The sequence below is a fragment of the Mesorhizobium sp. B2-7-1 genome, from assembly GCF_006440735.1.
GTDB lineage: Bacteria > Pseudomonadota > Alphaproteobacteria > Rhizobiales > Rhizobiaceae > Mesorhizobium.
Genome location: NZ_VFUA01000068.1, coordinates 1 through 26,232, shown reverse-complemented (window position 1 = coordinate 26,232; position 26,232 = coordinate 1). Strand labels below are relative to the sequence as shown.

23 protein-coding genes and 1 pseudogene are annotated in these 26,232 nt (G+C 65.7%); 15 read left to right on the top strand and 9 right to left on the bottom strand.

The features are described 5' to 3' along the window. Nucleotides 1–18 precede the first annotated feature (18 nt). The 4 genes from FJ471_RS22655 to FJ471_RS22640 are packed head-to-tail and all read left to right on the top strand — an operon-like array spanning nt 19 to nt 3,605. Nucleotides 19–435 (top strand): RidA family protein, encoded by a 417-nt coding sequence (locus tag FJ471_RS22655; RefSeq protein WP_112097707.1) that lies wholly within the window; start codon nt 19–21, stop codon nt 433–435. Between the two features lie 6 nt (nt 436–441). After that, nucleotides 442–1,116: a DUF1028 domain-containing protein gene (locus FJ471_RS22650; protein WP_140806967.1), complete on the top strand. Its 675-nt coding sequence runs from the start codon at nt 442–444 to the stop codon at nt 1,114–1,116. 21 nt (nt 1,117–1,137) lie between these two features. Continuing rightward, on the top strand, nt 1,138–2,628 hold the full coding sequence (locus tag FJ471_RS22645) for an aldehyde dehydrogenase (protein WP_140806966.1): 1,491 nt from the start codon (nt 1,138–1,140) through the stop codon (nt 2,626–2,628). A gap of 47 nt (nt 2,629–2,675) precedes the next feature. Beyond that, the gene (locus FJ471_RS22640) at nt 2,676–3,605 is read left to right on the top strand and encodes a LysR family transcriptional regulator (RefSeq protein ID WP_140806965.1); all 930 of its coding nucleotides are present in this window, start codon (nt 2,676–2,678) and stop codon (nt 3,603–3,605) included. Nucleotides 3,606–3,611: 6 nt separating this feature from the next. On the opposite strand, the gene argE is transcribed toward FJ471_RS22640, so the two are convergent. Next, nucleotides 3,612–4,769, bottom strand: a complete 1,158-nt coding sequence (gene argE, locus FJ471_RS22635; protein WP_140806964.1) for an acetylornithine deacetylase — start codon at nt 4,767–4,769, stop codon at nt 3,612–3,614. 320 nt (nt 4,770–5,089) lie between these two features. Here argE and FJ471_RS22630 point away from each other — a divergent pair, with 320 nt between their 5' ends. The 4 genes from FJ471_RS22630 (at nt 5,090) to FJ471_RS22615 (ending at nt 9,567) form a co-directional block, all read left to right on the top strand. After that, a complete protein-coding gene (locus tag FJ471_RS22630; protein ID WP_140806963.1) occupies nt 5,090–7,159 on the top strand; it encodes an NAD(P)-binding protein in 2,070 nt (689 codons plus the stop codon). A gap of 158 nt (nt 7,160–7,317) precedes the next feature. Continuing rightward, complete coding sequence (locus FJ471_RS22625; protein ID WP_140806962.1) at nt 7,318–8,097, top strand: SDR family NAD(P)-dependent oxidoreductase; 780 nt, start codon at nt 7,318–7,320, stop codon at nt 8,095–8,097. Next, nucleotides 8,094–8,687 (top strand): SDR family oxidoreductase, encoded by a 594-nt coding sequence (locus FJ471_RS22620; protein ID WP_246684793.1) that lies wholly within the window; start codon nt 8,094–8,096, stop codon nt 8,685–8,687. The genes FJ471_RS22625 and FJ471_RS22620 overlap by 4 nt, the downstream gene beginning before the upstream one ends. Next, nucleotides 8,671–9,567 carry an aldose 1-epimerase gene (locus FJ471_RS22615; protein WP_140806961.1) on the top strand — a complete coding sequence of 299 codons (897 nt, stop codon included), beginning with the start codon at nt 8,671–8,673 and terminating at the stop codon, nt 9,565–9,567. The genes FJ471_RS22620 and FJ471_RS22615 overlap by 17 nt, the downstream gene beginning before the upstream one ends. 5 nt (nt 9,568–9,572) lie before the next feature. On the opposite strand, the gene FJ471_RS22610 is transcribed toward FJ471_RS22615, so the two are convergent. The 4 genes from FJ471_RS22610 to FJ471_RS22595 all read right to left on the bottom strand — a co-directional run bounded on the left by FJ471_RS22610 (nt 9,573) and on the right by FJ471_RS22595 (nt 14,047). After that, a complete protein-coding gene (locus FJ471_RS22610; protein ID WP_140806960.1) occupies nt 9,573–10,334 on the bottom strand; it encodes an SDR family NAD(P)-dependent oxidoreductase in 762 nt (253 codons plus the stop codon). Beyond that, nucleotides 10,331–11,860, bottom strand: a complete 1,530-nt coding sequence (locus FJ471_RS22605; RefSeq protein ID WP_246684792.1) for a sugar ABC transporter ATP-binding protein — start codon at nt 11,858–11,860, stop codon at nt 10,331–10,333. Before FJ471_RS22605 ends, FJ471_RS22610 begins: the two co-directional genes overlap by 4 nt. 83 nt (nt 11,861–11,943) lie before the next feature. Next, nucleotides 11,944–12,918 carry a substrate-binding domain-containing protein gene (locus FJ471_RS22600; RefSeq protein ID WP_140806958.1) on the bottom strand — a complete coding sequence of 325 codons (975 nt, stop codon included), beginning with the start codon at nt 12,916–12,918 and terminating at the stop codon, nt 11,944–11,946. Nucleotides 12,919–13,036: 118 nt separating this feature from the next. Then, on the bottom strand, nt 13,037–14,047 hold the full coding sequence (locus tag FJ471_RS22595; RefSeq protein ID WP_140806957.1) for an ABC transporter permease: 1,011 nt from the start codon (nt 14,045–14,047) through the stop codon (nt 13,037–13,039). 247 nt (nt 14,048–14,294) lie between these two features. Here FJ471_RS22595 and FJ471_RS22590 point away from each other — a divergent pair, with 247 nt between their 5' ends. Next, nucleotides 14,295–15,335 carry a substrate-binding domain-containing protein gene (locus FJ471_RS22590; RefSeq protein ID WP_140806956.1) on the top strand — a complete coding sequence of 347 codons (1,041 nt, stop codon included), beginning with the start codon at nt 14,295–14,297 and terminating at the stop codon, nt 15,333–15,335. Nucleotides 15,336–15,443: 108 nt separating this feature from the next. On the opposite strand, the gene FJ471_RS22585 is transcribed toward FJ471_RS22590, so the two are convergent. The 4 genes from FJ471_RS22585 to FJ471_RS22570 are packed head-to-tail and all read right to left on the bottom strand — an operon-like array spanning nt 15,444 to nt 19,264. Beyond that, nucleotides 15,444–16,625, bottom strand: coding sequence for a mandelate racemase/muconate lactonizing enzyme family protein (locus FJ471_RS22585; protein WP_140806955.1), 1,182 nt, complete (start codon nt 16,623–16,625; stop codon nt 15,444–15,446). Beyond that, nucleotides 16,622–17,617 (bottom strand): transketolase C-terminal domain-containing protein, encoded by a 996-nt coding sequence (locus FJ471_RS22580; protein WP_140806954.1) that lies wholly within the window; start codon nt 17,615–17,617, stop codon nt 16,622–16,624. The genes FJ471_RS22585 and FJ471_RS22580 overlap by 4 nt, the downstream gene beginning before the upstream one ends. Next, nucleotides 17,614–18,462 (bottom strand): transketolase, encoded by an 849-nt coding sequence (locus FJ471_RS22575; RefSeq protein ID WP_140806953.1) that lies wholly within the window; start codon nt 18,460–18,462, stop codon nt 17,614–17,616. Before FJ471_RS22575 ends, FJ471_RS22580 begins: the two co-directional genes overlap by 4 nt. A 7-nt stretch (nt 18,463–18,469) precedes the next feature. Next, nucleotides 18,470–19,264, bottom strand: coding sequence for an SDR family oxidoreductase (locus FJ471_RS22570; protein WP_140806952.1), 795 nt, complete (start codon nt 19,262–19,264; stop codon nt 18,470–18,472). Nucleotides 19,265–19,372: 108 nt separating this feature from the next. On the opposite strand from FJ471_RS22570, the gene FJ471_RS22565 reads away from it, so the two are divergent. The 6 genes and pseudogenes from FJ471_RS22565 to FJ471_RS22540 form a co-directional block, all read left to right on the top strand. Next, a complete protein-coding gene (locus tag FJ471_RS22565; RefSeq protein WP_140806951.1) occupies nt 19,373–20,593 on the top strand; it encodes a mandelate racemase/muconate lactonizing enzyme family protein in 1,221 nt (406 codons plus the stop codon). A 212-nt stretch (nt 20,594–20,805) separates the two neighbouring features. Then, nucleotides 20,806–23,196 carry a thiamine pyrophosphate-dependent enzyme gene (locus tag FJ471_RS22560; RefSeq protein WP_140806950.1) on the top strand — a complete coding sequence of 797 codons (2,391 nt, stop codon included), beginning with the start codon at nt 20,806–20,808 and terminating at the stop codon, nt 23,194–23,196. A gap of 30 nt (nt 23,197–23,226) precedes the next feature. Then, nucleotides 23,227–24,237: a C-terminal binding protein gene (locus FJ471_RS22555; RefSeq protein WP_140806949.1), complete on the top strand. Its 1,011-nt coding sequence runs from the start codon at nt 23,227–23,229 to the stop codon at nt 24,235–24,237. Then, nucleotides 24,234–24,947 carry an E3 binding domain-containing protein gene (locus tag FJ471_RS22550; RefSeq protein ID WP_140806948.1) on the top strand — a complete coding sequence of 238 codons (714 nt, stop codon included), beginning with the start codon at nt 24,234–24,236 and terminating at the stop codon, nt 24,945–24,947. Before FJ471_RS22555 ends, FJ471_RS22550 begins: the two co-directional genes overlap by 4 nt. Before the next feature lie 95 nt (nt 24,948–25,042). Then, complete coding sequence (locus tag FJ471_RS22545; protein ID WP_140806947.1) at nt 25,043–25,813, top strand: GntR family transcriptional regulator; 771 nt, start codon at nt 25,043–25,045, stop codon at nt 25,811–25,813. Nucleotides 25,814–26,013: 200 nt separating this feature from the next. Next, nucleotides 26,014–26,232 (top strand): annotated as a pseudogene (locus FJ471_RS22540) (sugar ABC transporter substrate-binding protein); the annotation flags it as partial.

The following is a 26,232-nucleotide window of genomic DNA, read 5'->3' as shown; positions in this document are numbered from 1 at the left end:
GACTTCATGGAGACCAAGATGGCGCATACGCGAATTCGCAAATTCAACACCAAGGACACCTATCCGGAACAGAAGCTCGACAACGATCTCTGCCAGGCGGTCGTCACGCGCGGCGGCAGGACCGTCTATCTGCGCGGCCAGTGCCCGCAGGATCTCGACACGGCGAAGAACATCGACAGCCACGATCCGGTCGAGCAGACCCACAAGGTCATGCAGAATATCAGGCAGCTTATCGAAGAGTGCGGCGGCACGATGGAGCATCTGGTGAAGGTGGTTGTCTACATCACCGACGTGCGCCATCGCGAAGCCGTCTACCGGACGATGGGCGAATACATCAAGGGCGTCCATCCGGTTTCGACCGGCCTGGTCGTGTCGGCCCTGGCGCGGCCGGATTGGCTGGTCGAAATCGACGGCACCGCCGTCATTCCGGACTAAAGCGCCATGACCTTTTCCATCGTCGCGCGCTGCCGGCGCACAGGCATGTTCGGGGTGGCGGTGTCCTCGTCGTCTCCCGCGGTCGCGGCGCGCTGCGCCTACGCGCAGGCGGGCGTCGGCGCCGTCGCCAGCCAGAACGTCACCGATCCGACGCTCGGCCCCAGGGCGCTGGAGCTGATGGCGCGCGGCGCTTCCGCCACGGAGGCCGTCGCGATCCTGAAGCGCACGGGCGCCTTTATCGAATACCGGCAGATACTGGCTGTCGACGCCGCGGGCGTCAGCGCGATCCACTCCGGGCCGAAGGCGCTCGGCATGTGGGCCGAGGCACGAGGCGAGGACGTGGCCTGCGGCGGCAACCTGCTTGCGAATGATGGCATCCCGCGTGCCATGGTCGATGCCTTCCTCGCCTCCGGGGGCGACCTCGGCGATCGGCTCATCGCCACGATGCGCGCCGCGCTCAAAGCCGGCGGCGAGGCCGGGCCCCTCCGCTCCGCCGGCATGAAGCTGGTGCGCGATGTGTCCTGGCCCGTGGCCGACCTGCGTTGCGACTGGACCGAGGATTGTCCGATCGAGCAGCTGGCAACGCTGTGGGATATCTACAAGCCCCAGCTCGATGCCTACGTTACCCGCGCGCTCAACCCGTCCGGTGCGCCGAGCTACGGCGTTCCTGGTGACGAATAGCCCCGACAATCCGGAGCCAACATGAGCGAACTCAGCCATAAGGAGTGGGTCGGCAAGGCGTCCGCGATCCGATTCCGCGACAAGGCCTTCATCAACGGCAAGGCGGTGCCGGCGCGCTCCGGCCGGACCTTCGCCAGCATCAATCCGGCCACGGGAGCGACGCTCGCCGAGGTCGCCTCCTGCGGGGAAGAGGATATCGACCTCGCCGTCGCCGCAGCCCGGCGCAGCTTCGAGGCCGGCGTCTGGTCGCGGACGACGCCAGTACATCGCAAGGAGGTGCTGCTCAGGCTGGCGCAATTGCTGCGCGAGAACCTGCAGGAGCTCGCGCTGCTGGAATCGCTGGACATGGGCAAGCTGGTCAAGGACGCGGCCACCATCGACGTGCCGGGGTCGGCAGCGATCTTCCAGTGGTATGCCGAGGCGATCGACAAGGTCTATGACGAGGTGGCGCCGACGGGCCAGGGCGACCTCGCTCTGGTGCGGCGTGAGCCGCTTGGCGTCGTGGGCGCCGTGGTGCCGTGGAATTTTCCGCTCGACATGGCGACCTGGAAATGCGCGCCGGCGCTTGCGGCGGGCAATTCGGTGGTGCTGAAGCCGGCCGAGCAGTCGCCTTTCTCGGCGCTCAGGCTGGCGGAACTCGCCATGGAGGCGGGGCTGCCCGCCGGCGTGCTCAATGTGGTGCCGGGCCTCGGCGAGACCGCCGGCCAAGCACTTGGCCGACATATGGATGTCGATTGCCTCGCCTTCACCGGGTCGACCGCCGTCGGCAAGCTCTTCCTGCAATATTCCGGCCAGTCGAACATGAAGCAGGTCTGGCTGGAGACGGGCGGCAAGAGCCCCAATCTGGTGTTCGCGGATTGCGCGGACCTCGACGCGGCCGCCGACATGGCCGCCTTCGGCATCTTCTTCAACCAGGGACAGGTGTGCTCGGCCAATTCCAGGCTGCTGGTGGAGCGCGGCATCAAGGACGCGCTGGTCGAGAAATTGGCGCAACGCGCGGCGGCGACGCAGCCCGGCGATCCCCTCGACCCGGCATCGAGGATGGGGGCGATGGTGGACGCGCGGCATGCCGCGACAGTCATGCGTTTCATCGATGGCGGCAGGAAGTCGGCCAGGCTGGTGACCGGCGGCGGCCGGATTTCGGTCGATGGGCGCGGCAGCTTCGTGCAGCCGACGATCTTCGACGAGGTCTCGCCCGAGGATCCGCTTGCCCGCGATGAGATATTTGGCCCGGTGCTGTCGGTCATCGCCTTCGACAGCGAAGAGGAGGCGCTGCGGATCGCCAATGACAGCATCTACGGCCTGGCGGCATCGCTTTGGACCGACAGCCTGTCGCGGGCACACCGCATCGCGGAAAGACTGCGGGTGGGCACGGTTTCGGTGAACACGGTCGACGCGCTGAGCCCGATGACCCCCTTCGGCGGCTTCAAGCAGTCCGGCTTCGGACGCGACCTGTCGCTGCACGCGCTCGACAAATACACCGCGCTGAAGACCACCTGGATCAAGTACTGAGAAGCGGCCCGACTTGATCACAGAGTGCAAACCGGCAACATAGGACCATGCCGCTCCGCTTCACGCTCAGACAACTCGAATATTTCGTCGCCGTCGGCGAAGCGGGTTCGATTGCCAAGGCGGCCGAGCAGGTCAATGTCTCGCCGCCGTCGATCTCGGCGTCGATCGCGCAGCTCGAAGCGGAGTTCGGCGTCCAGCTCTTCGTGCGCAAGCATTCGCACGCGCTGGCGCTCACCGCGGGCGGGCGCCTGTTCCTCAAGGAAGCCGCGCGGCTGCTCAACGATGCGGATGCGCTGCACGACATTGCCGGCGATATCGCCGAAAAGGTGCGCGGACCGCTGGCGATCGGCTGCCTGCTGACTTTCGCGCAGATCGTGCTGCCGGCGCTGCGCCGGAAATTCGAGGACGCCTATCCGGATGTGCGCGTCCGACAGTTCGAGCGCAACCAGGGGCAGTTGTTCGAGATGCTGCAGCGCGGCGAAATAGACGCAGCGCTTACCTACGACCTCGAATTGTCGCAGGACATGACGTTCGAGCCGCTGATGCAGTTGCCGGCCTATGTGATGCTGCCGGCCGCGCATCGTCTGGCGGCGAGGGCGGGCATCACGCCCGAGGAGCTGGTCGACGAGCCGATGGTGCTGCTCGACCTGCCTTACAGCCGGGAATACTTCCTCTCGGCGTTCCAGGGCCTGCGGCCCAGGATCGTCGAACGCACCGGCGACATCGCCGTGATGCGCTCGATGGTTGCCAATGGCTTCGGCTATGGCATCGCCAATATGCGGCCGCTCAACACCATGTCGCCGGACGGCAAGCTGCTGGTCTTCGTACCCTTGCTGGGCGATCTGCGGCCGTTGATGATGGGAATTGCGCTGCCCAACGCCGAGCACCGCACGCTGACGGTGCAGGCCTTCATCGACCATTGCCGCCGCTTCGTGGTCGAGCAAGGCGTCTTCGGCACCGAACGCATCGTCAAGTGAGCGACATCATGGCCAGCCGTCGGCGAGCCGCGACAGCAGCCGCTCCAGCATCTCGTCGCAACGCCGCAGCTGTTCGACGCTGACATACTCGTCCGGCTTGTGCCCCTGCGCCATGGAGCCTGGGCCGCAGACGACGGCAGGCGTGCCGAGATCGCGGCTGAACAGTCCGCCTTCGGTGCCGTAAGCGACTTTCATGGTGCTGTTGGCTCCGGTCAGCGATTTGACGAAGGCGACGGCTTCCGATGCGGCCGGCGTGTCGAGGCCCGGATAGGTGTTGGTGATCTCGATGTCGATCGCGGCTTCTGGTGCGATCGAAGCGGCGTCCGCGGCAATGCGCGCCGCGGCACCGCGCAGCCTGTCGAGAATGCCGGCGGCATCGTCGGCGGCGACGTTGCGGATCTCGAAATCGACCACGCAAAGATTGGGCACGATGTTGAGGGCCACGCCAGCATTGATCTTGCCGACATGCACGGTCGTATAGGGAATGTCGTAGTCTCCGTCGCGGGCGCCTTCGCGGGCCAGCCGGTCCTGTTCGTCGCGCAAGACCCGCACGAAATCGCAGCCGAGATGGATGGCGTTGAGCGCCAGCGGGGCGAGCGCCGAATGGCCTTCGCGTCCCCTGCATGTGGCGCGAGCCGCGAGCTTGCCCTTGTGTCCGGTCGCCACCTGCATGCCGGTCGGCTCGCCGACGATGCACAGCAGTGGCCGTTGGGGTGCCGCGCTCAGCATTTCGATCAGGTCGCGCACGCCGAGACAGCCGATCTCCTCGTCGTAGGAGAGCGCCAGATGCAAGGGCGTGCGCAGCGCCATCTTCGAGGCCTTGAGGCTGGCTGCGAGCGCTGAGGCGACGAAGCCCTTCATGTCCGCCGCGCCGCGCCCGAAAAGCTTGCCGTCGCGCTCGGTCATCGCGAATGGCGGCAGGGTCCAGTTCTGACCGTCGACGGGAACGACATCGGTGTGACCGGACAGCATGATGCCGGGCGCACCAGTCGGTCCTATCGTGGCAAAGAGATTGGCCTTGTGGCCGTCGGCGCTGTGGATGAGCTGGCAGGCTATGCCGCTCGCTTCGAGCAGGTCCGCAACATAGCCGATGAGGTCGAGGTTCGAGTCGCGGCTCACCGTCGGGAAGGCGATCAGCCGCTCGAGTATCCTGATGCTGTCCATGTCTCTTGCCTCGTTGCCGCAGCCGGTTGTGTAGCATCGTGCCGCCGCGGCTCTGAAGTCGCATTTGGCTCAGCCCCGATTCATTTGAGGCTAATCCATGCAAGGCGATTAGGCGCGTCCTAATCCGCACAGAAGAAATCCATAGTTTTCCCGCGCCCGCGCCAACTTATGAGTAGTCTCCGGATCAGGATGACGTTTCGTTGAATCGTCATCCTGATCTGGCTTTTTGTTGGAGCATGATCTTTTCCGAAAACCGTTCCCACTTTTCGGGATCATGCTTCGGGGCAGCGGCAGCGCCAGCCGACGGGAAGGGAAGTACCATGCGCGACCCACGCTACGATATTCTGTTCGAGCCGATGAAGATCGGACCGGTAACGGCCAAGAACCGTTTCTATCAGGTTCCTCACTGCAATGGCGGCGGATATCGCGATCCGTCGGCCGCGGCCGAGATGCGCCGAATGAAGTCCGAAGGCGGATGGGGCGTCATCTTCACCGAGCAGACGGAGATGCACCACACCTCCGAGATCACGCCCTTTATCGAGCTGCGCCTGTGGGACGACGCCGACATTCCGGCTTTGGCTAAGATGGCCAAGGCGATGCACGAATATGGCGCGCTGGCCGGCATCCAACTCGCCTATTCCGGCATCAACGGCCCCAACCTCTATACCAAGGAGGTTCCGCGCGGGCCGTCGGCGCTGCCGATCCGCACCTTCACCAACGATCCGGTGCAGGCGCGCGCCATGGACAAGCAGGATATCCGCGATCTGCGCCGCTGGCACCGCAATGCTTTCAAGCGGGCGAAGCAGGCGGGCTTCGACCTGGTGTGCCTCTACGGCGCGCATGGCTTCGGCATCATCCAGCACTTCCTGTCCACCGCCACCAACCAGCGCAGCGACGAATATGGCGGCTCACTGGAAAACCGCTCGCGGCTGATGCGCGAGCTGATCGAGGAAGGACGCGATGCGATCGGCGACACATGCGGCCTGACGCTCAGGCTGTCACTGGACGAGATGATTGGTGAGCTCGGCTTCGCCAATTCGGAAGTTCGCGACATGATCGAGATGCACGCCGAGCTGCCCGATCTCTGGGACCTCGCGCATGGCGCCTGGGAGGATTGCTCGGGGCCGTCGCGCTTCAAGGACGAGGCGGCGCAGGAGAGCCTCGTCTCCGGTATCAAGAAGCTGACCTCGAAGCCGGTCGTCGGTGTCGGCCGCTTCACCTCGCCGGACGTGATGGTGCGAATGATCAAATCTGGCACGCTCGACTTCATCGGCTGCGCCCGCCCGTCGATCGCCGATCCCTTCCTGCCGAGGAAGGTCGAGGAGGGCCGCATCGAGGACATCCGCGAATGCATCGGCTGCAACATCTGCATCACCGGCGACATGACCATGTCGATCTCGCGCTGCACGCAGAACCCCACCTTCATGGAGGAATGGCGCAAGGGCTGGCATCCTGAGCGCATGCAGGCCAAAGGCGACAGCGACAGCGTGCTGATCGTCGGCGCTGGACCGGCCGGACTGGAGGCCGCCCGCGCGCTCGGCCTGCGCGGCTACCAGGTGGCTTTGGCGGAAGCCGGCAACTCGCTTGGCGGGCGCGTGGCGCGCGAATGCCTGCTGCCGGGTCTCTCGGCCTGGGGCCGGGTGCGCGACTACCGGCAGTATCAGCTCAGCCAGATGCCCAATGTCGACATCTATTTCGAAAGCCGGCTGTCGGCCGACGACATCCTGTCCTTCGGCTTCCAGAACGTCGCCATCGCCACCGGATCGACCTGGCGGCGGGATGGCGTCGCGCGCGCTCATGTCGTACCGATGCCCATCGACGCCGCGATGCAGGTCTACACGCCGGACGATCTGATGGACGGCAAGGTGCCGTCCGGCAACGTCGTGCTGTTCGACGACGACCACTATTACATGGGCGGTGTGCTTGCCGAGCTGATGGCGCGTCAGGGCGCGAAGGTGACCCTGGTGACGCCATCGGCCTATGTCTCGGACTGGACCCGCAACACGCTGGAGCAGGGGGCCATCCACCGCCGCCTGGCGGAGCTGGGGGTCGACATCGTCCTCAACAGGACCGTCACGAACATCGCTTCTGGCAGCGTCGCGACGGCTTGCGTCTATACCGGCGCGCGGCAGGAGCTGGCGGCCAACGCCGTCGTCCTGGTCACCTCGCGCAATCAGGACGATACCGTCTGGCGTGAACTCAAGGCGCGGGAAGACGAATGGGTCGGCAACGGCATCCGTTCGGTCAAGGTCATCGGCGATGCGCAAGCGCCGGGGCCGATCGCCTGGGCGACCTATGCCGGCCACCGCTTCGCCCGCGAGCTGGACGAAGCCGATATCGGCGACGCGCTGCCTTTCCGACGCGAGGTGACGGCGCTGGCGGACGCGTAGCGCCGCTCAGCCGCGACACTTGAAGGCGGCGGTAGTCTGGAGAACAGCTGCTGACCTATGAGGTGGAAATCCGCTACCATCTGCTCCGCTTTGGGGCTTCCTTGACCTTTGATATTATTATAATAGCTTTGCGTCGAGGCTAATGATGACGGCGAGCAATGCGGTGTAACCTATCGGATCGGGTCGCCTTGGTCACAGGGGCGGCGGGGGCTATCGGAAGTGCTATCGCCAAACGGCTTTCCGACAACGGCGCCGCGGTTGTCGTCGCCGACATCGATATGGCAGGCGCCGAGCGTGTCGCGGCAGGCCTAGGCAATGCGATGGCCTGCGCCCTCGACATTCGCGACGGCCCATCGGTCGACGCCGCGATCGCCAGGGTTTGCGAGCGGTACGGACGGCTCGACATCCTGGTCAACAATGCCGGCGTCAACACCTTGGCGCATCGCGTCACCATAGACGAATTCCCTGCCGAGGAATGGGACCGCATCACCGGCATAGACCTCGACGGCCTCTACATCATGAGCCGCGCCGCATTGGCGCCGATGCTCGCCGCCGGCAAGGGCGGGCGCATCGTCAATATCGCCTCGGTCGTCGGCCTTGCCGCGATGCGCCTGCAAAGCCCGTTCGTCGCCGCCAAGGCCGCCATCGTGCATCTGACGCGGTCGATGGCAATCGAACTGGGAGCAAAGGGGATCCTCACCAACGCGATCGCGCCCGGCTCGGTGATGACCGCGCTGACCGCTAAGCTGTTCTACGGCGACGACGGCAAGTTCGCCGGGCGCACCCAGGAGTTCCTCGCCCATGTACCGCTCGGCCGACCGGCCCAGCCGGAGGAGATCGCCGAGGCCGTGCTGTTCCTGGTTTCTCCGGCCGCCAGCTACATCAACGGCCAGGTGCTGGCCGTCGATGGCGGCTGGACCGCGGGATACATGATGTGAGCGCCGTCATGGAAATCGATCTCGGCGGCGCGACGATCGCGCTGGACGGCGAAACCAATGCGATCGTCGACGCGGTGCTCGCCGCGTTGCGCGCCAATGGCGGCCATATTGTCGAAGGCGCCCCGACGCGTGCGGCGGATATCCTGCTCGTCTCGTGTCCGCTGCGTCCGGGAACGAAGGCCGGCGATCCGCGCTCCCTTTATGCCGACGCGCGCAAGGCGGCGGTGGCGATGACCGAGCGCGGCGGCCGCATCGTCTTCCTGATCTCGGCGGTCGCCGGCACGCCGATGCGTCGCCATCCGCGCTTCTCCATGGAGAACGCGTCGATCCTTGCCGGGATGCGTGCGCTGGCCATGGAATTCGGGCCGAAAATCCTGGTCAATGCGGTTGGCTTCGGCATGGTCGAGGGAGTCGCCATCGTCGCGGGTGACAAGGCGATGCTCAGCCACACGCCGGTCGGCCGCGCCGGCAGCGTCGAGGAAGCGGTCGCCGCGGTGCTGTTCTTCTGCGATCCGCTGAACAGCTACACCACCGGGCAGATGCTGGGCGTCGACGGCGGCTGGGCGGCGGGCTATGGGCGCAATTTCTGAGGCGGTGACACTCAGGGCAGGTGCGCTGGAAGTCGGGCTGGCGCCGGCAATCGGCGGCAGCGTCAGCGCGATGCGCTGGCGCGGCGTCGATCTCATGCGCCGGCTTTCGGATGACGACCGCGATGCGGGCAACGTGCTGGGCGTCGCCATGTTCCCGATGACGCCCTACGCCAACCGCATTGCCCGAAACGAATTCGACTTCGGGGCAAGGCGCTGGCGGGTTCTGCCCAACAATCCGCCCGAGAGATTCAACGTGCATGGCAGTGGCTGGAAACAGCCATGGGCTGTCATCAAGATCGATGCGACCGCGGCCGTGCTGGCGCTCGAGGTGGTCGCTGGAGCGGAACCCTATTCTTATCGCGCCGAGCAGGTCTTCGCGGCCTCGGAGGAGGGGCTCAGCATCAAAATGACGCTGACCAATACGGGACCGGTTGCCATGCCGTTCGGCTTTGGCCTGCACCCGTGGTTCGATCGCGACCCGGACGTGACGCTGCAATTCAGCGCCCGGCGCTTCCATCTCGAAGAGCCCGATGGCGTCTCGGGCGATCCGATCACGCTGCCGCGCGAACTGGATTTCGCGAAGGGCCGGCCGCTGCCCGACGGTTGGCGCAACAATGATTATGGCGGCTGGGCCGGTGAGGCGACCATCCGCTTTCCGGCGCGCGGCGCCGGGTTGCGGATCGTGGCCGATCCCGTCTTCAAGCATCTGATGCTCTATGCCGACCCGACCAAGCCCTATTTCTGCCTGGAACCGCAGACGAATGCCTCGGGCGCCTTCAACCGTGGCCGATGGAACGATCCGGATGAAGGCGCGATCGTGCTTGCGCCTGGCGAAAGCGCGGCGGGCGCCGTCTCGTTCATGCCGTTCGCTGCACCCTGAGCAGCTTAAAGCAATCGAGCCAGGAGCCCGCCATCAACCTGCATGGCGCTGCCGGTGACGAAGGACGAGGCGTCCGAGAGCAGGAAGCCGATGGCGCTGGCGATCTCGGAGGGGTTGGCGATGCGCGCGATCCTGTTGGGCTCGAACGACAGTCCCAGCGCCTCCGCGCCGCCGGCCGCTTCCAGCCCGTCCAGCGTCATTCTCGTGGCGACCGAGCCGACCAGCACGGCGTTGACGCGGATGCGGTCGACGGCATAGTCGAGCGCCATCTGTCGCGACAATCCGACGACCGCCGCCTTTGTTGCCGCATAGGCCGGAACGCCGGGAACCGTGGCATCGGCGTGCACCGAGGCGATGTTGACGATCGAGCCGCCGCCTGCCGCGCGCAGCAGCGGCAAGGTCGCGCGGCAGATGCGGAAAATGGCGGTCAGGTTGACGGCAATGGTCCTGTCCCAGTCTTCGTCGGAGAGCTCCTCGAGCCGCTTGCCCGTCGGATAGATGCCGGCGCAGTTGACGACGGCGTCAAGCCCGCCGAACCGCTCCGTCGCCTCCGCCACGGCCGCTCGCACCTCGATTTCGCGGGCGAGATCCGTCTCGCGAAAGATCAATTTGCCGCCGGCGTAACGGCCAGCGAGCGCCTTGCCCTCCTCGGCGTCCAGCCCGATGCCGAACACGGCCGCGCCCTGAGCGACGAGATACTCGGCCGTCGCCCGGCCGATGCCAGTGGCCGCGCCGGTCACCAGAACGCGCTTGCCGGCAAACATCATGGCGATACCTGCGATGCGTGGCGTTCGGCTTGCGCCGCGGTCACCGAACGCAGCACGCGATCCTCGCCGCCTTCGCCACGGCCGAATTCGTCGACGATGCGGCCATCGGCGACGACGAGGCAACGGTCGCAAAGGCCGATCAGTTCCTCGAGCTCGGAGGCGACGATCAGCAAGCCCACGCCCTTTTCGGCGAGGTCGACCACGAGCCGATAGATTTCGTGCCGGGTTGCCGCGTCGACGCCCTTGGTCGGCTCGTCGAGCAGCAGCACTTTCGGGGCACGCATCAGCACGCGGGCGAAGAGGAGTTTCTGCTGGTTGCCGCCCGACAGATGGCTGACAGACGCCTGCGGCGACGATGCCTTGACGTTGAGCGCGCGCATGGCGGCCAGGATGGAGCTGCGTTCAAGTCCGCCGCGCACGACGCCGCGCCGCGACAAGGGGGCGAGATTGCCGATGGTGATGTTGGCGCCGACCGGCAGATTGAAGAGCAGGCCATCGCGCTTGCGGTCCTCGGTCAGAAGCGCAATGCCGGCGGCCCGGGCATTGCCGGGCGATCCGATCGCCACCGGATCGCCCGCGACGCGGATTTCGCCCTCGGCCGGGACGCGGCCATAGATGCCGTGCAGGATCTCGCTGCGGCCGGAACCGAGCAGGCCCGCAAGCCCGACGATCTCGCCGGCGGCCACCGACAGATTGATGTCCTTGGCGCCATGAACGGCGCCGCTATGACCAGCCACGGTCAAATTGCGAACCTCCAGCGCGGTCGGTGCGCCGGCGGGGGCCGTGTGCTCCGGGAAAAGCCGTTGCAATCGTTGTCCCGACATCGAGAAAATGAAGGTCTCGGCGTCGAAATCCTCCCTTGCGATGCGCACCGCCACTTGTCCGTCGCGCAGCACCGTGGCGCGGTCGCAGATGGCCAGCACTTCCGGCAGGCGATGGGTGATGTAGATCATCGCGACGCCCTGTGTCTTGAGACGTCGCAGCACGGCGAACAGCGCGTCGACCTCCGTGCCGGAAAGCGAGGCGGTCGGCTCGTCCAGCATCAAGACGCGCGGCTTCATGACGATGGCACGGGCGATCATCACCAGATGGCGCTGCGCCGAAGTCAGCGATGCGACATAGGCCCTGGGATCGATGCCGATGCCGAGATCGGCAAAGATCTCGCCGGCCCGCTGTTCCAGCTTGCGCTGGTGGACCAGGGCGCCGTCGCCCAAACCGGTGCGGCCGGCAAAGACATTTTCGGCGACCGAGAGCTGCTCGAGCACTTCGATCTCCTGCGGCACATAGCCGACACCGTTCGACCGTGCGGCGGCGGGCGAGGCAAAGCTGACGGGCCTGCCGTCAAGCTTGATGGCGCCGCTATAGGAGCCGGCCGGATGCACGCCGTTGAGGATCTTGACGAGCGTCGACTTGCCGGCGCCGTTCTGGCCAAGCAAAGCGTGGATCTCGCCTGGGACGACGTCGAAATCGACGCCGCGCAGCGCCTGCACGCCGCCGAAACTCTTGGCGATTGCGATGGCCGACAACAGCGGTTCTTGGGCGGCGTTGGACACGGCGATCCTCTCGGCGGCTGCCGGGTCCGGGCAAACCGCGGACCCGGCGATGGGTGTTACTGGCCGGCGCCGTCCAGCATCTTGTAGTAGGGGTCGAGATCAGCGGCGGTGATGACCTTGGCCGGCAACGGGTTGCTGTAGGGGACCGTCTTGCCCTGGGCGAGATCGCCAAGCAGTTCTGCAACCTTGGCGCTCTCTTCATAGAGCGGCTGCGCGACGATGCCGTAGGCGGCGCCCGATTTCACCAGGTCGAGATTCTGCCTGATATAGTCCATGCCGATGATGACGACGTCGCGCCCGGCCTTGCGGGCCGCGCCCGACCAGGTCTGGATGCTGTTGCCGGTGGTGCCGAAGGCCGCGGTCACGTCCGGATTGCCTTGCAGGATCGCCACGGCCTTGGCCTCGGCCGCCGACGGCTCGAAACCTTCCATCTGGGTGTCGAGCACCTTGATGTTGGGATACTTCTCGGCGATGGTCTTGCGGAAGGCGGCCGACATGGCGTTCTCGGTATCGTTGGACGCGCCTTGCGTCAGCGCCACGGTGCCCTTGCCGCTAAGCTTTTCGCCGATGGCGACGGCCGCGTTCTGGCCGGCGCCGGCAATGTCCTCGCCGGTCGCGGCCTTCAGCCCCTGCACCGTTCCCTCCGGTGGCAGCACATGCCAGGTCACGATCGGGAATCCCTCCTTGGCGAGCTTGGAGATGTAGGAGTAGATCGCCGGATCAGGACCATAGACGCCGATCGCATCGTATTTGGTGCGCGCCAGGGCGGCTTCGGCAAGCGGCAGCGTTGCCGGAATGTCCCAATTCGTCGCGCTCGGGTCGCCGACCACTTCGCAGGTGTAGCCGAGCTCCTTGCACTTGTTGAGGAAACCCGCCTGCATGAGCCGGTGCACGGGATGATCCTTCATCGCTTGCACCCAGAGCAGGTGAATGTCGGCGGCCTGGGCGAGGCTCGCCGAACCCACGGACGCGGCAACCGCCACGGCCGCGAAGGCAGTGCGGATCAGTCCCTTTCTCAGATCGATTTTCATATCCTACCTCTCTTGCTTCACCGGCGTTCTGCCGGCGTAAAATCTGCCGCCTCCGCCATCGTCCGCCGTTTTTGACGATGTGTCGTCGGTGCGCGGTTCCTTGCTCCCTGGCGGCCCGCTATGCGCCGGCGATGAAGTAGCGGCGGCGCAAGATGTCGAGCCCGACGGCCATGACCATGATCACGCCCACCGCGATCTGCTGCCAGTTGGAATTGACGCCGATGACGACGAGGCCACTCTGCACCACCTTCAGCATCAGGATGCCGACGACGCCGCCGGCGACCGTGCCGGCGCCGCCGAACAGGCTGACGCCGCCGACCACGACCCCGGCGATCACCGTCAGTTCCCAGCCGCTGCCGATTGAGGTGCCGCCGCTGCCGAGATCGGCCATGACGAACATGCCGGCGATCGCGGCCAGCGCGCCGACAACGATGAAGGCGCCGATCTTGTAGGCGCTGGTGTTGATGCCGACGAGGCGCGCCACTTCCCGGTTGCCGCCGGTGGCGTAGAAGTTGCGTCCGAGCACGGTGCGCCGCAGGACGAAATCGGCGACGATCGCCGCGACGATGAAGAAGGCAAAGCTCCAGCCGAGGCCGAAGGCGAGGTCGGCGCCGCCGATCGTATTGATCGCCTCCGGCAGCGGATAGACCGGATAGCCGCCGGTCACCACCTGGATCAGGCCCTGGCCGATGAACAGCATGCCGAGCGTCTGGATGAAGGCGGGGATGCCGAGCCTGACGACGATCAGGCCGTTGACGAGGCCGATCAGCGCGCCGACGCCGATCCCGCCTAGAATGGCGACGGTCACCGGCAACGCGGCCACCGTCATCAGCTTGGCGGCGACCACCGCCGACAGCCCGGCCACTGAACCGACGGAGAGGTCGAATTCGCCGGCCACTAGAAGGACGGTCTGGCCGATGGCGATGATGCCGACGAACGACACGACGTTGAGAATGGCCCGGATGTTGCGCTCCGACAGGAAAGCCGGCTCGAGCAGCCAGAAGAAGACGATCAGCAGAGCCATCGCCGCCAGCACGCCGACTTCGCCGATGGCGATGAAGCCGATCAGCCGCCGCCGGAACGATTGCCCATCCCGGGGCAGCGAGCCCACGTCAGCCGCGCTTTCCATCGTGACCTCCCTGACGGCGCACGCCATCGGCTCCCGCAACCGGCACGTCGCGCCCACGCCGATCGCGGCGTGCTCCTCTGCGCCATTAAGATTATAATATTATAACTTGTCAACGACGAAATTTCAGAGGCCGAGCGATGCCATGCAGGTCGCTGGAAAGCGCCCGCCGCAGCCGCTATGAATGAGGCTGGTCGTGCGATCCGGAGCTGGGTTTCCCTTCGCGCATCGTGCATTGTGGAGCTTGGCGATGGCCGATGGGTCGGGGGACGATACCGACGGAAACACTTCGTCGCAGCGCCTCGGGGTTCGCGAGATCGCAAGACGCATCGGAGTCGCGCCCATAACGGTGTCGCGTTCCCTGTCCAATCCCGGCAGGGTCTCGGCGGAGACGCGCGCCAGGGTGCTGGAGGCGATAGCGCAGATCGGCTTCGTGCCCAACCAGCTCGCTTCCAGCATGCGCGGCAACGGCCGGATGATCGGGACGGTCGTGCCGCCACTGATCAATTCGGGCATCGCCGAGCAGGTGCAAGGCATGTCCGATGAATGCCATGAGGGCGGCTATTCGATGCTCCTGGTGCAAGGCGAGTTCACGCAGGAAGCCGAGGAGAAAGCGATACGCACGCTGCTCGGCTGGCGCCCGGCCGGCATGATCCTTCAGAGCTTCGTGCAAAGCGAGACGGCGCGCGCCTTGTTGAAGGGCAGCGGCGCGCCGGTGGTCGAGATCTCCGAGGTCAAGGGCCGCGATCCGATCGACATGGTTGTCGGCGTGTCCAATTTCGAGACCGCCTACGCCATGACCATGCACTTGGCCGCCAAAGGCTACAGGCGGATCGGCTTCGTCTCGACACCGATCCACGGCAATGACCGCCTGCAGCAGCGCCGCACCGGTTACCACGCGGCGCTGACCGAGCTCGGCATCAAGAACCATGACGGCATGGAGGTCGAGGTGCCGATCACCGCGCGAGGCGGCGCCGAGGCGCTGGTCATGCTCACGTCGCGGCACAAGGACATCGACGCCATCTTCTTTTCCAGCGACACGCTGGCCGTCGGCGCGGTGCAGGAATGCCACCGGCGGGGCTGGGCGGTGCCCGGCAGGATCGCCATCGCCGGTTACGGCGACATGGACCTCGCCGCGCAGCTCTATCCGCGGCTGACCACGGTGAAGGTCGATCGCTACGACATGGGCCGGCGCGCCGTGCGGCAATTGCTGGCGAGGCTGGGCGGCGACGACGAGGTGCCGGCCGTCACCAGCCTCGGCTTCGAGATCATCGACCGCGAAAGCGCCTGATTTTCCTTGTTGGCCGAGGCCTCTCGGCGTCGTCATCCTAGGTCTGCGCCGCGTCGCTTCGCGGCTGCTTCGCCCTAGGATGACGAACTCGCGGAACGCCTTGCCGGCTTAGAGGCCAGGTTTTCCCGCTTCTTCCCGCCGCCCAAGGCGCTTCTCCCAGCCTTCGGCATGAACGTTGAGATAGGCGTTGGGATCGTAAGGATGGTCCTTGATCGCATCGAGGTTGAGATCGATGCCGAGGCCCGGCGCTTGCGGCAGCGACAGGTGGCCATTGTCCGGGTTGACGGTCGGATGCCAGGTCACCAGATCGCGGGTCCAGGGATCGTTGAAGGCGTCGAAATGCTCCTGGATCAGGAAATTCGGCACCGCCGCCGCCAGTTGCAGGCATACCGCCGTCGCCACCGGTCCGCCGCTCTGATGCGGCGCGATATGGCTGCCGTGGGCCAAAGCAAGATTGGCGACTTGCATCGATGGCGCGATGCCGCCAAGCGACATCGGCTCGGGCTGGAAGATGTTGACGCCGCCGCCGGCGGCAAGCGCGTAGAACTGGCCGACCGTGTCGTACATCTCGCCGGTCGCTACGGGAATTGGCGAGCGGTGCGCCACCTCATGCACGGTCTCCTGGCGGTCACGCGAGGTCGGTTCCTCCCACCAGTAGATGTCGAGATCGGCGAATTTCTGCGCTGCCTGAAGTGCGGCGATCTCGGCGAAGCGCGCATGCACGTCGATCAGGATCAGCGTGTCGCAGGGCAGCTCGTCACGCAGTTTGCGGCAGATCGCATAGGAAAGGTCCAGCTCCTCGCGCGAAATGAAACCTTGCGCGGTGCCGAACGGGTCGAGCTTGAACGCCTTGAAGCCTTTCGCCAGGACGGTCTTTGCGGATTCGAGAAAGGCTTCCGGCGTGCGCTCGGTGCGATACCAGCCATTGGCATAGCCAAGCACCGTGTCGCGCACCTGCCCGCCGAGAAGCTGGTGGATCGGCGCGCCCAGGCTCTTGCCCAGAATATCCCAGCAGGCGACCTCGACCGCCGCGATCACCGTGCGGTGGATGTGGCCGCCGTCGAGCGAAACACTGTCCAGCATGCGCTTGGCCAGCGCGCTGATGCGGCGCGGATCCTGGCCGATGGCGAGATGCTTGAGCTCATGCACGCCCGCCTCGGTGGTCTTGATGAACCCGTTCAGCGTGCCTTCGCCGACGCCGTGGATGCCCTTGTCGGTATGGACCTTTACGAACAGCCAGTTCTTCCAGCCGGCGCCAACGGCAAAGGTCTCGATCTCGGTGATCTTCATGCGAGTTCTAACCCGGTAATCGTTGCGACGACGGCTTCGGTGGTGAGGCCGTATTTCGCCTGCAGGGTCGGCACCGCGCCGCATTCGATATAGCGGTCGGGCAGGCCGATGCGCGTGACTTTTTTCGCGATGCCGGCCTCGAACAAGCTTTCGACGACAAGGCTCGCCAGCCCGCCGACCATGACATGGTTTTCAGCGGTAACGATATGGTCCACGGAGGCGGCAAATTCGGTCACGGCCGCAGCGTCGAACGGCTTGATCGTCGGCACGTGCAGCACCCCGACGGAGATACCCCGTTGCTGCAGGGCTTCCGCCGCATCCAGCGCCCGCTCGGTCATGAAGCCGGTCGCGACGACGCCGACGTCGGAGCCTTCGCGAAGCCGCCGCGCCTTGCCAATCTCGAACTTGTAGCCGGGCTCGAACACGACGGGAACGCTGCCGCGCATCAGCCGCATATAGACCGGACCCTGATGCTCGGCGATTGCCTCGGTCGCCGCCTCGATCTCAGTCGCGTCGCAAGGGTCGATGACGGTCAGGCCGGGGATCATGCGCATCAGCGCCAGATCCTCGATCGCCTGGTGCGTGCCGCCATAGCCTGTCGTCAATCCCGGCAGGCCGGCGACGATCTTGACGTTGAGATTGGAGTGGGCCAGCGCGATGGCGACGAAGTCGTAGGCACGCCGTGTCGCGAACACGCCATAGGTGGTGGCGAAGGGCACCTTGCCGGTGCGGGCAAGTCCGGCGGCGACGGCAACCAGATTCTGCTCGGCCATGCCGACGTTGAAGAAGCGGTCGGGAAAGGCGTCCCGGAACGGCAGGATGTCGGTGTATTTGCCGAGATCGGCGGTCAGCCCGACGATGGCGTGGCGGCTCTGCCCAAGCCTGGCCAGGGCCCGGCCGAACGGCGCCTCCACGCTTTGCCGGCCGCCGCCGACGGCTTCGTCCTGGCCCATGGCCAGCGTCCGCCCGGCTTTAATGCCGCCGCCGCTCATTGTCGGGTTCCCATGCTTTTGTGGAACTCGGCGATGATGCCGTCCCATTGCGCCACGTCGATGCGGAAGAAGTGCGATTTCTCGCTGGTCTCGATGCGCGGCACGCCTTTACCGGGCAGGGTGCGCAGCACGATCGCCTTCGGCTTGCGGTTGCGTTGACGTGCGCCGGCCAGCGCGTCGACGACGGCCTTCATGTCGTTGCCGTCGATCTCGAAGGTTTCCCAACCGAAGGCACGCCATTTGTCGGCGACCGGCTCCATGTTGAGCACCACGGGTCCATCGGCCTGGATGCCGTTGCAGTCGATCAGCGCCACCAGCCCATCCAGCTCGAAATGGCTGGCCGACATTGCCGCTTCCCAGGTGGAGCCCTCCTGCATCTCGCCGTCGGAAAGCTCGACGAAGACGCGCGCGTCCGAGCGATCGAGGCGAAGTCCGAGCGCCTGGCCGATGCCTTGACCGAGGCCATGGCCGAGCGAGCCGCCGATGACCTCGACGCCGGGCGTGGTGTCGAGCGTCGACATTTCCAGCCGGCTGTTGTCTGCGCCATAGGTGACAAGTTCCTCGACCGGGATGATGCCCGCCTCGGCCAGGGTAGCCCAAAGCGCGATCGAGTAATGCCCGGTCGACAACAGGAAACGGTCGCGATCCGGCCATGCCGGATTGTGCGGGTCGTAGCGCAGTTCGTGGAAATACAGCGCCGCCAGCGCATCGGCGATGCCGAGGCCCTGGCCGATATAGCCCTGACCCTGGCCGCGCGCCATGGTCAGCATGTGGCGGCGCAGCAGCGTCGCCTTGCGTTCGAGCGCGGCGACATCGGCGCTGCCGGGAGGGGAGTTTCGCAGCATCCGATGCCTAGTCCTTGTCCAGCCCGCCCGACATGTTGAGCCGCTCGGCGGTCATGTATTGAGGCGCGTCGAGGCAGAGCCAGACGACGGCCTCGGCCACCTCGGAAATCTCGGCGCGCCGGCCGAGCGGAATGCGGCGCGTGCGTTCGTCGAGGAAAGCCTGCAGATCGTTGCGGCCATTGGCGCGGGCAAGATCGACTTCGGTCGAACGCTGCATCTCGGTGTCCATCATGCCCGGCGCCAGGCTGTTGACCAGCACCCCGTAGGGCGCGAGTGCTACCGCCGCGGCGCGGGTGATGGAATCGACGCCGGCCTTGCTCGCGGTGTAGGCGGTGTAGTCGGGCAGCGCCATGCGCGAGCCCGGCGAGGTGATGTTGACGATGCGCCCCGAACGCTGCTCACGCATCACCCGGCCGGCCGCCTTGCAAGCCATGGCAAGAGCCGTGACGTTTAGGGCCAGCGTGCGCGTCCAGGCCTTGAAGGTGGCGTCGAGAAAGGGCTCGATCACGCCATAGCCGGCATTGTTGACGAGGATGTCGATGCCGCGCCAACGCGCGACCACTTTTTCGACCGCCGCCTCCGGCGCGCCTTCGAGCGTGAAGTCACTGACGATGATCTCGGCTTCCGCGCCGGTCTGGCCGATTTGCCGGGCCGTCTCGGTCAGGCCTTCGCCGTTGATGTCGGTGACGGCGACGGCACAGCCGCGCCTGGCCAATTGCAGCGCCACCTCGCGGCCAAGCCCTCCGGCGGCGCCGGTGACAAGCGCCCTCCGAGGCGTGGTGTCTGGAATCTCAGCAGGCAAGCCAACCTCCTCCCAAGGTCATCTTGACGCGATGGATACCGGTATCCATAGATGGCTGTCAACGGGCTTGTGCTACTGTTCGCGGGCCGCTTGAGCCGGGAGGAAGAATTGAAGATCGTCGCGCTTGAAACGCTGCAGCTGGCGGAATTCCCATTCCTGTTCTGGCTTCGCGTCCACACCGACGCCGGTCTCATCGGCACCGGCGAAACCTTCTGGGCGCCGGGGCCGGTCGCCTCCTATATCCACGACAATGTCGCGGCCTACCTCATCGGCAAGGATCCGCGCGATATCGAGCTGCACGACCGCATGCTGGGCAGCGTCTATGTCGGCGCGCGCGATTCCGGCGCCGAGGTGCGGGGCAATTCCGCGGTCAACATCGCGCTGTGGGATATCTATGGGCAGGCGCTTGGCGAGCCGGTCTGGCGGCTGCTCGGCGGCCGCACGCACAGAAGCGTGCCGATCTACAACACCTGCGCCGGTTACAAGCATGTGCGCGCCAGCAAGAAGAACGCGCTGTTCGAGCGCGGCGAGGACTGGTCGCTCAAATCGGGCGACTCCAACGAAGGGCCGTATGAGGACCTGCTCGCATGGCGATACAATGCGGGCGACCTCGCCAGGAGCCTGAAATCCGAAGGCATCGGCGCCATGAAGATATGGCCGTTCGATATCGCAGCCGAGGCATCGAACGGCACCCGCATCTCGCTTGCCGACCTCGACAAGGCGCTGGAGCCGTTCCAGAAGATCCGCGAAGCCGTCGGCCGCGACATGGAGATCATAGTCGAGCTGCATGGGCTCTGGAGCCTGCCGCCGGCGCTGCGCATCGCCGAGGCGCTGAAAGCCTACGACGTCGCCTGGCTGGAGGAGCCGATCCGCTATAACGAGCTCGACGCCATGGCCGAGCTCGCGCGCCACACGTCGATCCCGATTGCGGCCAGCGAGCGGTTGGCCACGCGGCAGACGTTCAAGCAATTGATCGACAAGCGCGCGGCCAGCGTGATCATGATCGACCTTGCCTGGTGTGGCGGCCTTTCCGAAGCGCGCAAGATCGCCAACATGGCCGAGGCCAGCGAACTGCCGGTGACGCTGCACGACTGCACGGGACCGATCGTCTATGCCGCCAGTTGCGCGCTCTCGGCCACCTTGCCGAACGTCAATTACCAGGAAGCCGTGCGCGCCTATTTCACTGGATGGTACACCGAGATCGTCGCCGACATTCCGCCGATGAGTGACGGCCATGTCGCGCCGCTCGAGGGGCCGGGGCTAGGCCTCAGCCTTCGGCCGGAGCTGTTCCAGCGGCCCGACGCAACGGTGCGCATCACCAAGGACTAGAGCGCGTTTTCCGCCAGGAGCCGCGCCAAAACAAAGCGATAGGGCGTTTCGCCGGCTCGGTGAAACGGTGACTCCGCTTGCGCCTCGCAGGCTCTGCTTGGAGCCTGTAGACATTATGCTATTATAATCTATGATGAACCCGAAGCGAGCAGCCACAAGCTCGCCGCCGGCGCGTGTCTGCCCGGCGCCAGACGGATTCATGGGAGGCTTTGGTGGCAATTTCTGCGGCGCGCGCACGCGAGGATTTCAAGGGTGCGCCAAATCTGCCCGACCGAAAAATCCTGCTCGACCTGTTCGAACGCATGGTGTTGCTGCGCCGCTTCGAGAGCGTTGCCCAGATCGCTTGCCGCAAGGGCGAGACACCTGGTTTTCTGCATCTCTACATCGGCGAGGAAGCGACCGGCGTCGGAGTCTGCGCGCATTTGCGGCCGACGGACTGGGTGACATCGACCCATCGCGGCCACGGCCATGCGCTTGCCAAGGGCGCCAACCCCGGGCGCGTGATGGCCGAGCTGTTCGGCAAGGCCGACGGCATTTGCGGCGGCCGTGGCGGCACCATGCATCTCTACGACCGCTCGGTCGGCCTGTTCGGCACCAACGGCATCGTCGCTGCCGGCATCGGCCATGCCGTCGGCATCGGCATGAGCGCGCGCCAACAGGGCCGCGACGATATCGGCGTCGCTTTCTTCGGCGACGGCGCAGCCAATCACGGCGGCTTCCACGAGGCGCTCAACTTCGCCGCGGTGCAGCGCGCGCCGGCGGTCTTCATCTGCGAGAACAATCTCTACGCCACCGCGACCCCGCTCAAATCGATCACGCTCAATCCCGAGATCGCCACCAAGGCCGCGTCCTATGGCATGCCCGGCGTCGCCGTCGACGGCAACGATGCCTTTGCCGTCTGGCTGGCCATGAAGGAAGCCACGGAACGCGCCCGGGCAGGCAAGGGCCCGACGCTGATCGAGGCCAAGACCTATCGCACCGTCGGCCATCATGAGGGCGACCCGGTCATCGGCACGTATAGGACGCAGGAGGAGCTCGACGCCTGGATCAAGCGCGATCCGATCGACATGTTCCGCAAGCGGCTGATCGAGGAGTATGGCGTCGCCGACACCGAGGCGCTCGCCGCCATCGAGGCGCGGATCGAGAAGGTGGTGGAGGAGGCGCTCACCTTCGCCCGCAATTCGCCCGAGCCCGATCCGGCGACGGTGCGCCTGCATGTCTTTGCCGATCCGATCAATCCGCCGGCCGCCCTGCAGCCGCGCGCCGTCGGCGAGACGCGAACGCAAGGCTGGCTCGAGGCGGTGCGCGACGGCATTGCCGAGGAGATGCGCGCCAACCCGGCGATCCTGTATTTCGGCGAGGGCACCGGCGAGCGCGGCGGCAGCTTCGCCCACACCAAGAACCTGTGGCAGGAGTTCGGCGCCGATCGCATGGTCGACACGCCGATCTCCGAACAGGGGTTCACCGCCGCCGCCGTCGGCGCTTCGGCCACCGGCGCGCGCACCGTTTCCGATTTGATGTTCGCCGACTTCGCCTTCGAGACCGCCGGGCAGATTTTCCTGCAAGCGGCGAAGCTGCGCTACATGACCAGCGGTGTCATGAGCGCGCCGATGGTGGTGCGTGTCGGCGCCGGCGCGCTGCGCAGTTCCGGCCCGCATCACAGCGGTATCTACCACCCGGTCTTCGCCCATATGCCTGGCTTGATCGTCTGCGTGCCGTCGAACCCGGCCGATGCCAAGGGCCTGATGAAGACGGCGCTGAGAGCCGGCGACCCGGTCATCATGCTCGAGCCGAAGGCGCTGTTTGCCTCAAAGGGCGAGGTGCCGGTCGGCGAGCATTATGTGCCGTTCGGCGTCGCGCGGATCGCGCGGGTTGGCCAGGACATCACCATCGTCGCGGCCGGGCAGATGGTGCAGCGCGCCTTGGAGGCCGCGGAGGCCTTGGCGGCCGAAGGCATCGAGGCTGAGGTGGTCGACCCGCGCACCGTCATGCCGCTCGATATCGATACGATTGTCGCCAGCGTCAGGAAGACGCATCGCCTGCTCATCGTCGACGAGGCGTGGGCCATGTGCGGCCTTGGCGGCGAGATCGCCCAGGCGATCAACGAGCTCGCCTTCGACGAGCTCGACGCCCCGCCGGGAAGGCTGCACAGCGCACCGACCTCGCATCCCTTCGCGCCGGTGCTGGAACGCGCGATGCTGGTCGACACGAGACGCATCGCCGAGGGCGTTCGCGACGTCATCGCCGGCAAACCGCCGGTGCCGGATCACTGGTACACGGTCGGCCTGAAAAGTGCCGCGCCGGTAAAGCCTGCTCCAGCCAAGCCGCAGCCCGCTGCGCCAGCCGCTCTCACTCCCGCCGCCGGCGACGATGAGCCGGTGACGATGCCGTTCGGCGATCTCACCGTCAGCGAAGGCACGGTCGTCAAATGGCTGAAAGCGGTGGGCGACACTGTGAAGGAAGGCGAGCTGATCGCAGAGATCGAGACCGACAAGGCCGTGGTCGAGATCGAGGCGCCGGTCAGCGGAATGCTCAGCGCCATCGATCAGCCGGTCGGCGCCGTGGTGCCGATGGGCGGGCGCATCGGCGGCATCAAGAAATAATCACCTGTACCCATGATCCGAAGGGCAAGCATGAAGATCCTGTGCGCCAATTGGCAGGCCGCCGACGAGGCCGAGCTCGAACGCGAGCACTATCCGGATATCGAGCTCATCCTCGCCCGTTCGACCAACGACAAGGCGGCTGTGCTCGATCCGGCGGTTTGCCAGGCGGTCGATGCGGTCATCAATTATTCGCCGACCCATAATGTGGCCGCCGCGCCGACCGCCTTTCCCAAGGCCAGGATCGCGGTGCGCTCCGGCGTCGGCTTCGACAACATCGATACGGCCGGCTGGGGTGGGCGCAAGATTCCCGCCTGCAACGTGCCAGACTATGGCACCACCGAAGTTGCCGACCATGCCATCGGCCTGATGTTGGCGCTGACGCGCGGCACGTCCGCCTATGCGGCCGAGCTTGCGGCCAATGGCGCCGAGGGCTGGCATTTCTCGAAGGCGCCGCTGGTGCGCCGCCACAAGGGCGCGACCTTCGGCATCGTGGGGCTTGGCCGCATCGGGCTTGCCGTGGCCCGCCGCGCCGCCGCCTTCGACATGAGGGTGGTGTTCTACGATCCGCATCTTCTGTCCGGGGTCGACCTGTCGACCGGCTACGAGCGAGTGCATTCGCTGGCCGAGCTTATGGGGCGGGCCGATGTGGTGAGCGTCCACACGCCGTTGAGTGAAGAAACGCGCAAGCTGCTCGGCGCGGCTGCCTTCGCCGCCGCCAAGTCCGGCCTTGTCCTCGTCAACACAGCTCGCGGCCCGATCGTCGATCTCGACGCGCTGGAAGCGGCGTTGCGCAACGGCACGGTCGCCGGTGCCGGGTTGGACGTCCTGCCGAACGAACCCGGCGATCTCGACCATCCGCTTCTGGCGGCGTGGCGGCGCCGCGAGCCATGGGTCGCCAACCGGCTGATCGTGACGCCGCATGCGGCCTTCTACAGCCCCGCGGCGATGCGCGATCTCAGGCTGAAATCGATCGAAGTCGTGCATGCCTATCTCACCGAGGGTCGGCTGACCAACTGCGTCAATTCCGAGTATCTGAAATGAACGTTGCGGTGGCATCGCGGCTGGCTGTCTCGCCCTATGCGCGCCGGCTTGCCCGCGAGCGCGGCTTTCCGCTCGAGGCGCTCCTTGGCACCGGTCCGGGTGGCCGCATCCTGGCCGCAGACGTGCTTGACTTTGTCGCGGCTGGGGCGCCGTCAGAGCTTCTTGCCGCGGGCACGGCGCCGCCGATTGCCGCGTCCAGCATCGCCGCCTTCGCGACATCGATCGCGTTGGGTGCCTTGCATGAATTGTTGGCCTCGCTGGAGAGCTCGGGGAAGGTATTCGACATTGATGATATCCTGCTGCGCGCCGCAGGTAGCGCGTTCGGCGAGATTTCGGACGCGGCACAAATCGGCGAGGCGCCGCTGGCGCTCGAACTGAACAAGCGTCAGGTCGTTTTCCCGACCACGTCGGGAATGCCGCTGACATCGCTGCGCGCGATGCGGCTTGCTGCCCAGGCGGACACAAGCGACGATTCGCAAAAACCCGCCACCCTGTCCGTGCAGCAGCTGCCGCCAGGCGATATCCGGCCAATGATGATGCCGCTGTTGCCGGGCCGGGCCATGCGCTTGACAGTCTCGGTCAGCTCCACCGGTGACAATGCCGAATGCCTGCTAACCGCGGACGCCGCGCGTGTGGACGAGGCAGCCTCGGTCGCGTGGCTCGCCGCGCTGAAATCGGCGATCGAGCACCCGCTTCGGCTCTTCGTCTAGGCGGTGTCGTAACCCTGCGCAGTTTTGCGCGTCATGCGATAGCCTCGGGCGGCGGAAGCTATTATAAAAGCTTCGATACAGACGCGACGAGGCTCATGGACCACACCGTTCCCACCATCGACAGTCTTCCTAGGCGCACGCTTGGACGTTCCAACGGGCCGCTGTATCGCCAGCTCGCCGACATATTGCGGGTGCCGATCGGTGACGGCACCTTTCCTGTCGGCGGCGAATTGCCGAAGGAGGCGGCGATCGCCGAGCATTTCGGGGTCAGCCTGATCACCGTGCGCCAGGCGTTGCGCGATCTCGAGGCCGACGGACTGATCAAGAAGCGCTCGGCGAAGCCGGCGGTGGTCGCGGCGCGCAGCCCGTCGGTCAATCTGAGTTGGAAGTTCAAGAATTTCGCCGACATGGCGGCCTTCACCAAGGACGCGCAGCTCATGGTGAAATCCTATCGCAAGGAAGTCTCCCCCGTGCTGCAGCGCCATTTCGGCATGGGCAAGGAGGAGGCGGGCTATTGCCTGCGCAGCGTGCTGTCGATCGGCGAGCAGAGGAAGGCGCAGATCACCACCTACTTTCCCCCAGACATCGGCGCCAGGCTGAAGCGCGAAGACTTTTCCGACGTGCTGATCTTCCGCTCGGTGCAGAAGCATCTCGGCCTGCGTCTCGATGTGGCGCATGTCACCGTGCGCGCCGAAATCGCCGATGAGGCGGTAGCCACTGATCTCGGCATCTCGCTGGGCGGCGCGGTGCTGACGGTGGAGATGCTCTATCAGTCGGCCGACCAGCGCAGCATCGAGTTCTCCGTCGCGCGCCATCCGGCCGATATTTTCAGCATCACCTACGACGCGCCGAACGACCTGTCCTGAGGCCGCTCTAAAGTGCGATTTCTGCTGATGGGCGCATGGACAGGCCTATAAAATTATAATAGCATGATAGCTAGGCTGAAGTGCCGGCGGCGGGCGAGGAGCGTCCGAATTCCGCCCGTGCTCACGGCCGTCGTGAGGCCCGGTGTCTGATCAAGATGGCGCAGTCCATCGCCGGCCGGGGAGGAACATAGGAGGAGACAATGCAATCAAGGAGCCTGTGCGCCGGCTTGGTGGCGCTTGCCGGATTCGCAGTGTGCGTCGGAGCGACATCCGGCCATGCCGAAGCCAAGAAGACCTACGCCATCTACCTTTCCAACAATTTCGTCGGCAATGACTGGCGCCAGCAAATGGAGCGCGTCGCCAATGTCGCGGTCAACAAGGGGCCGATGAAAGGACGCGTCGAACTCAAGTTCGAAAAT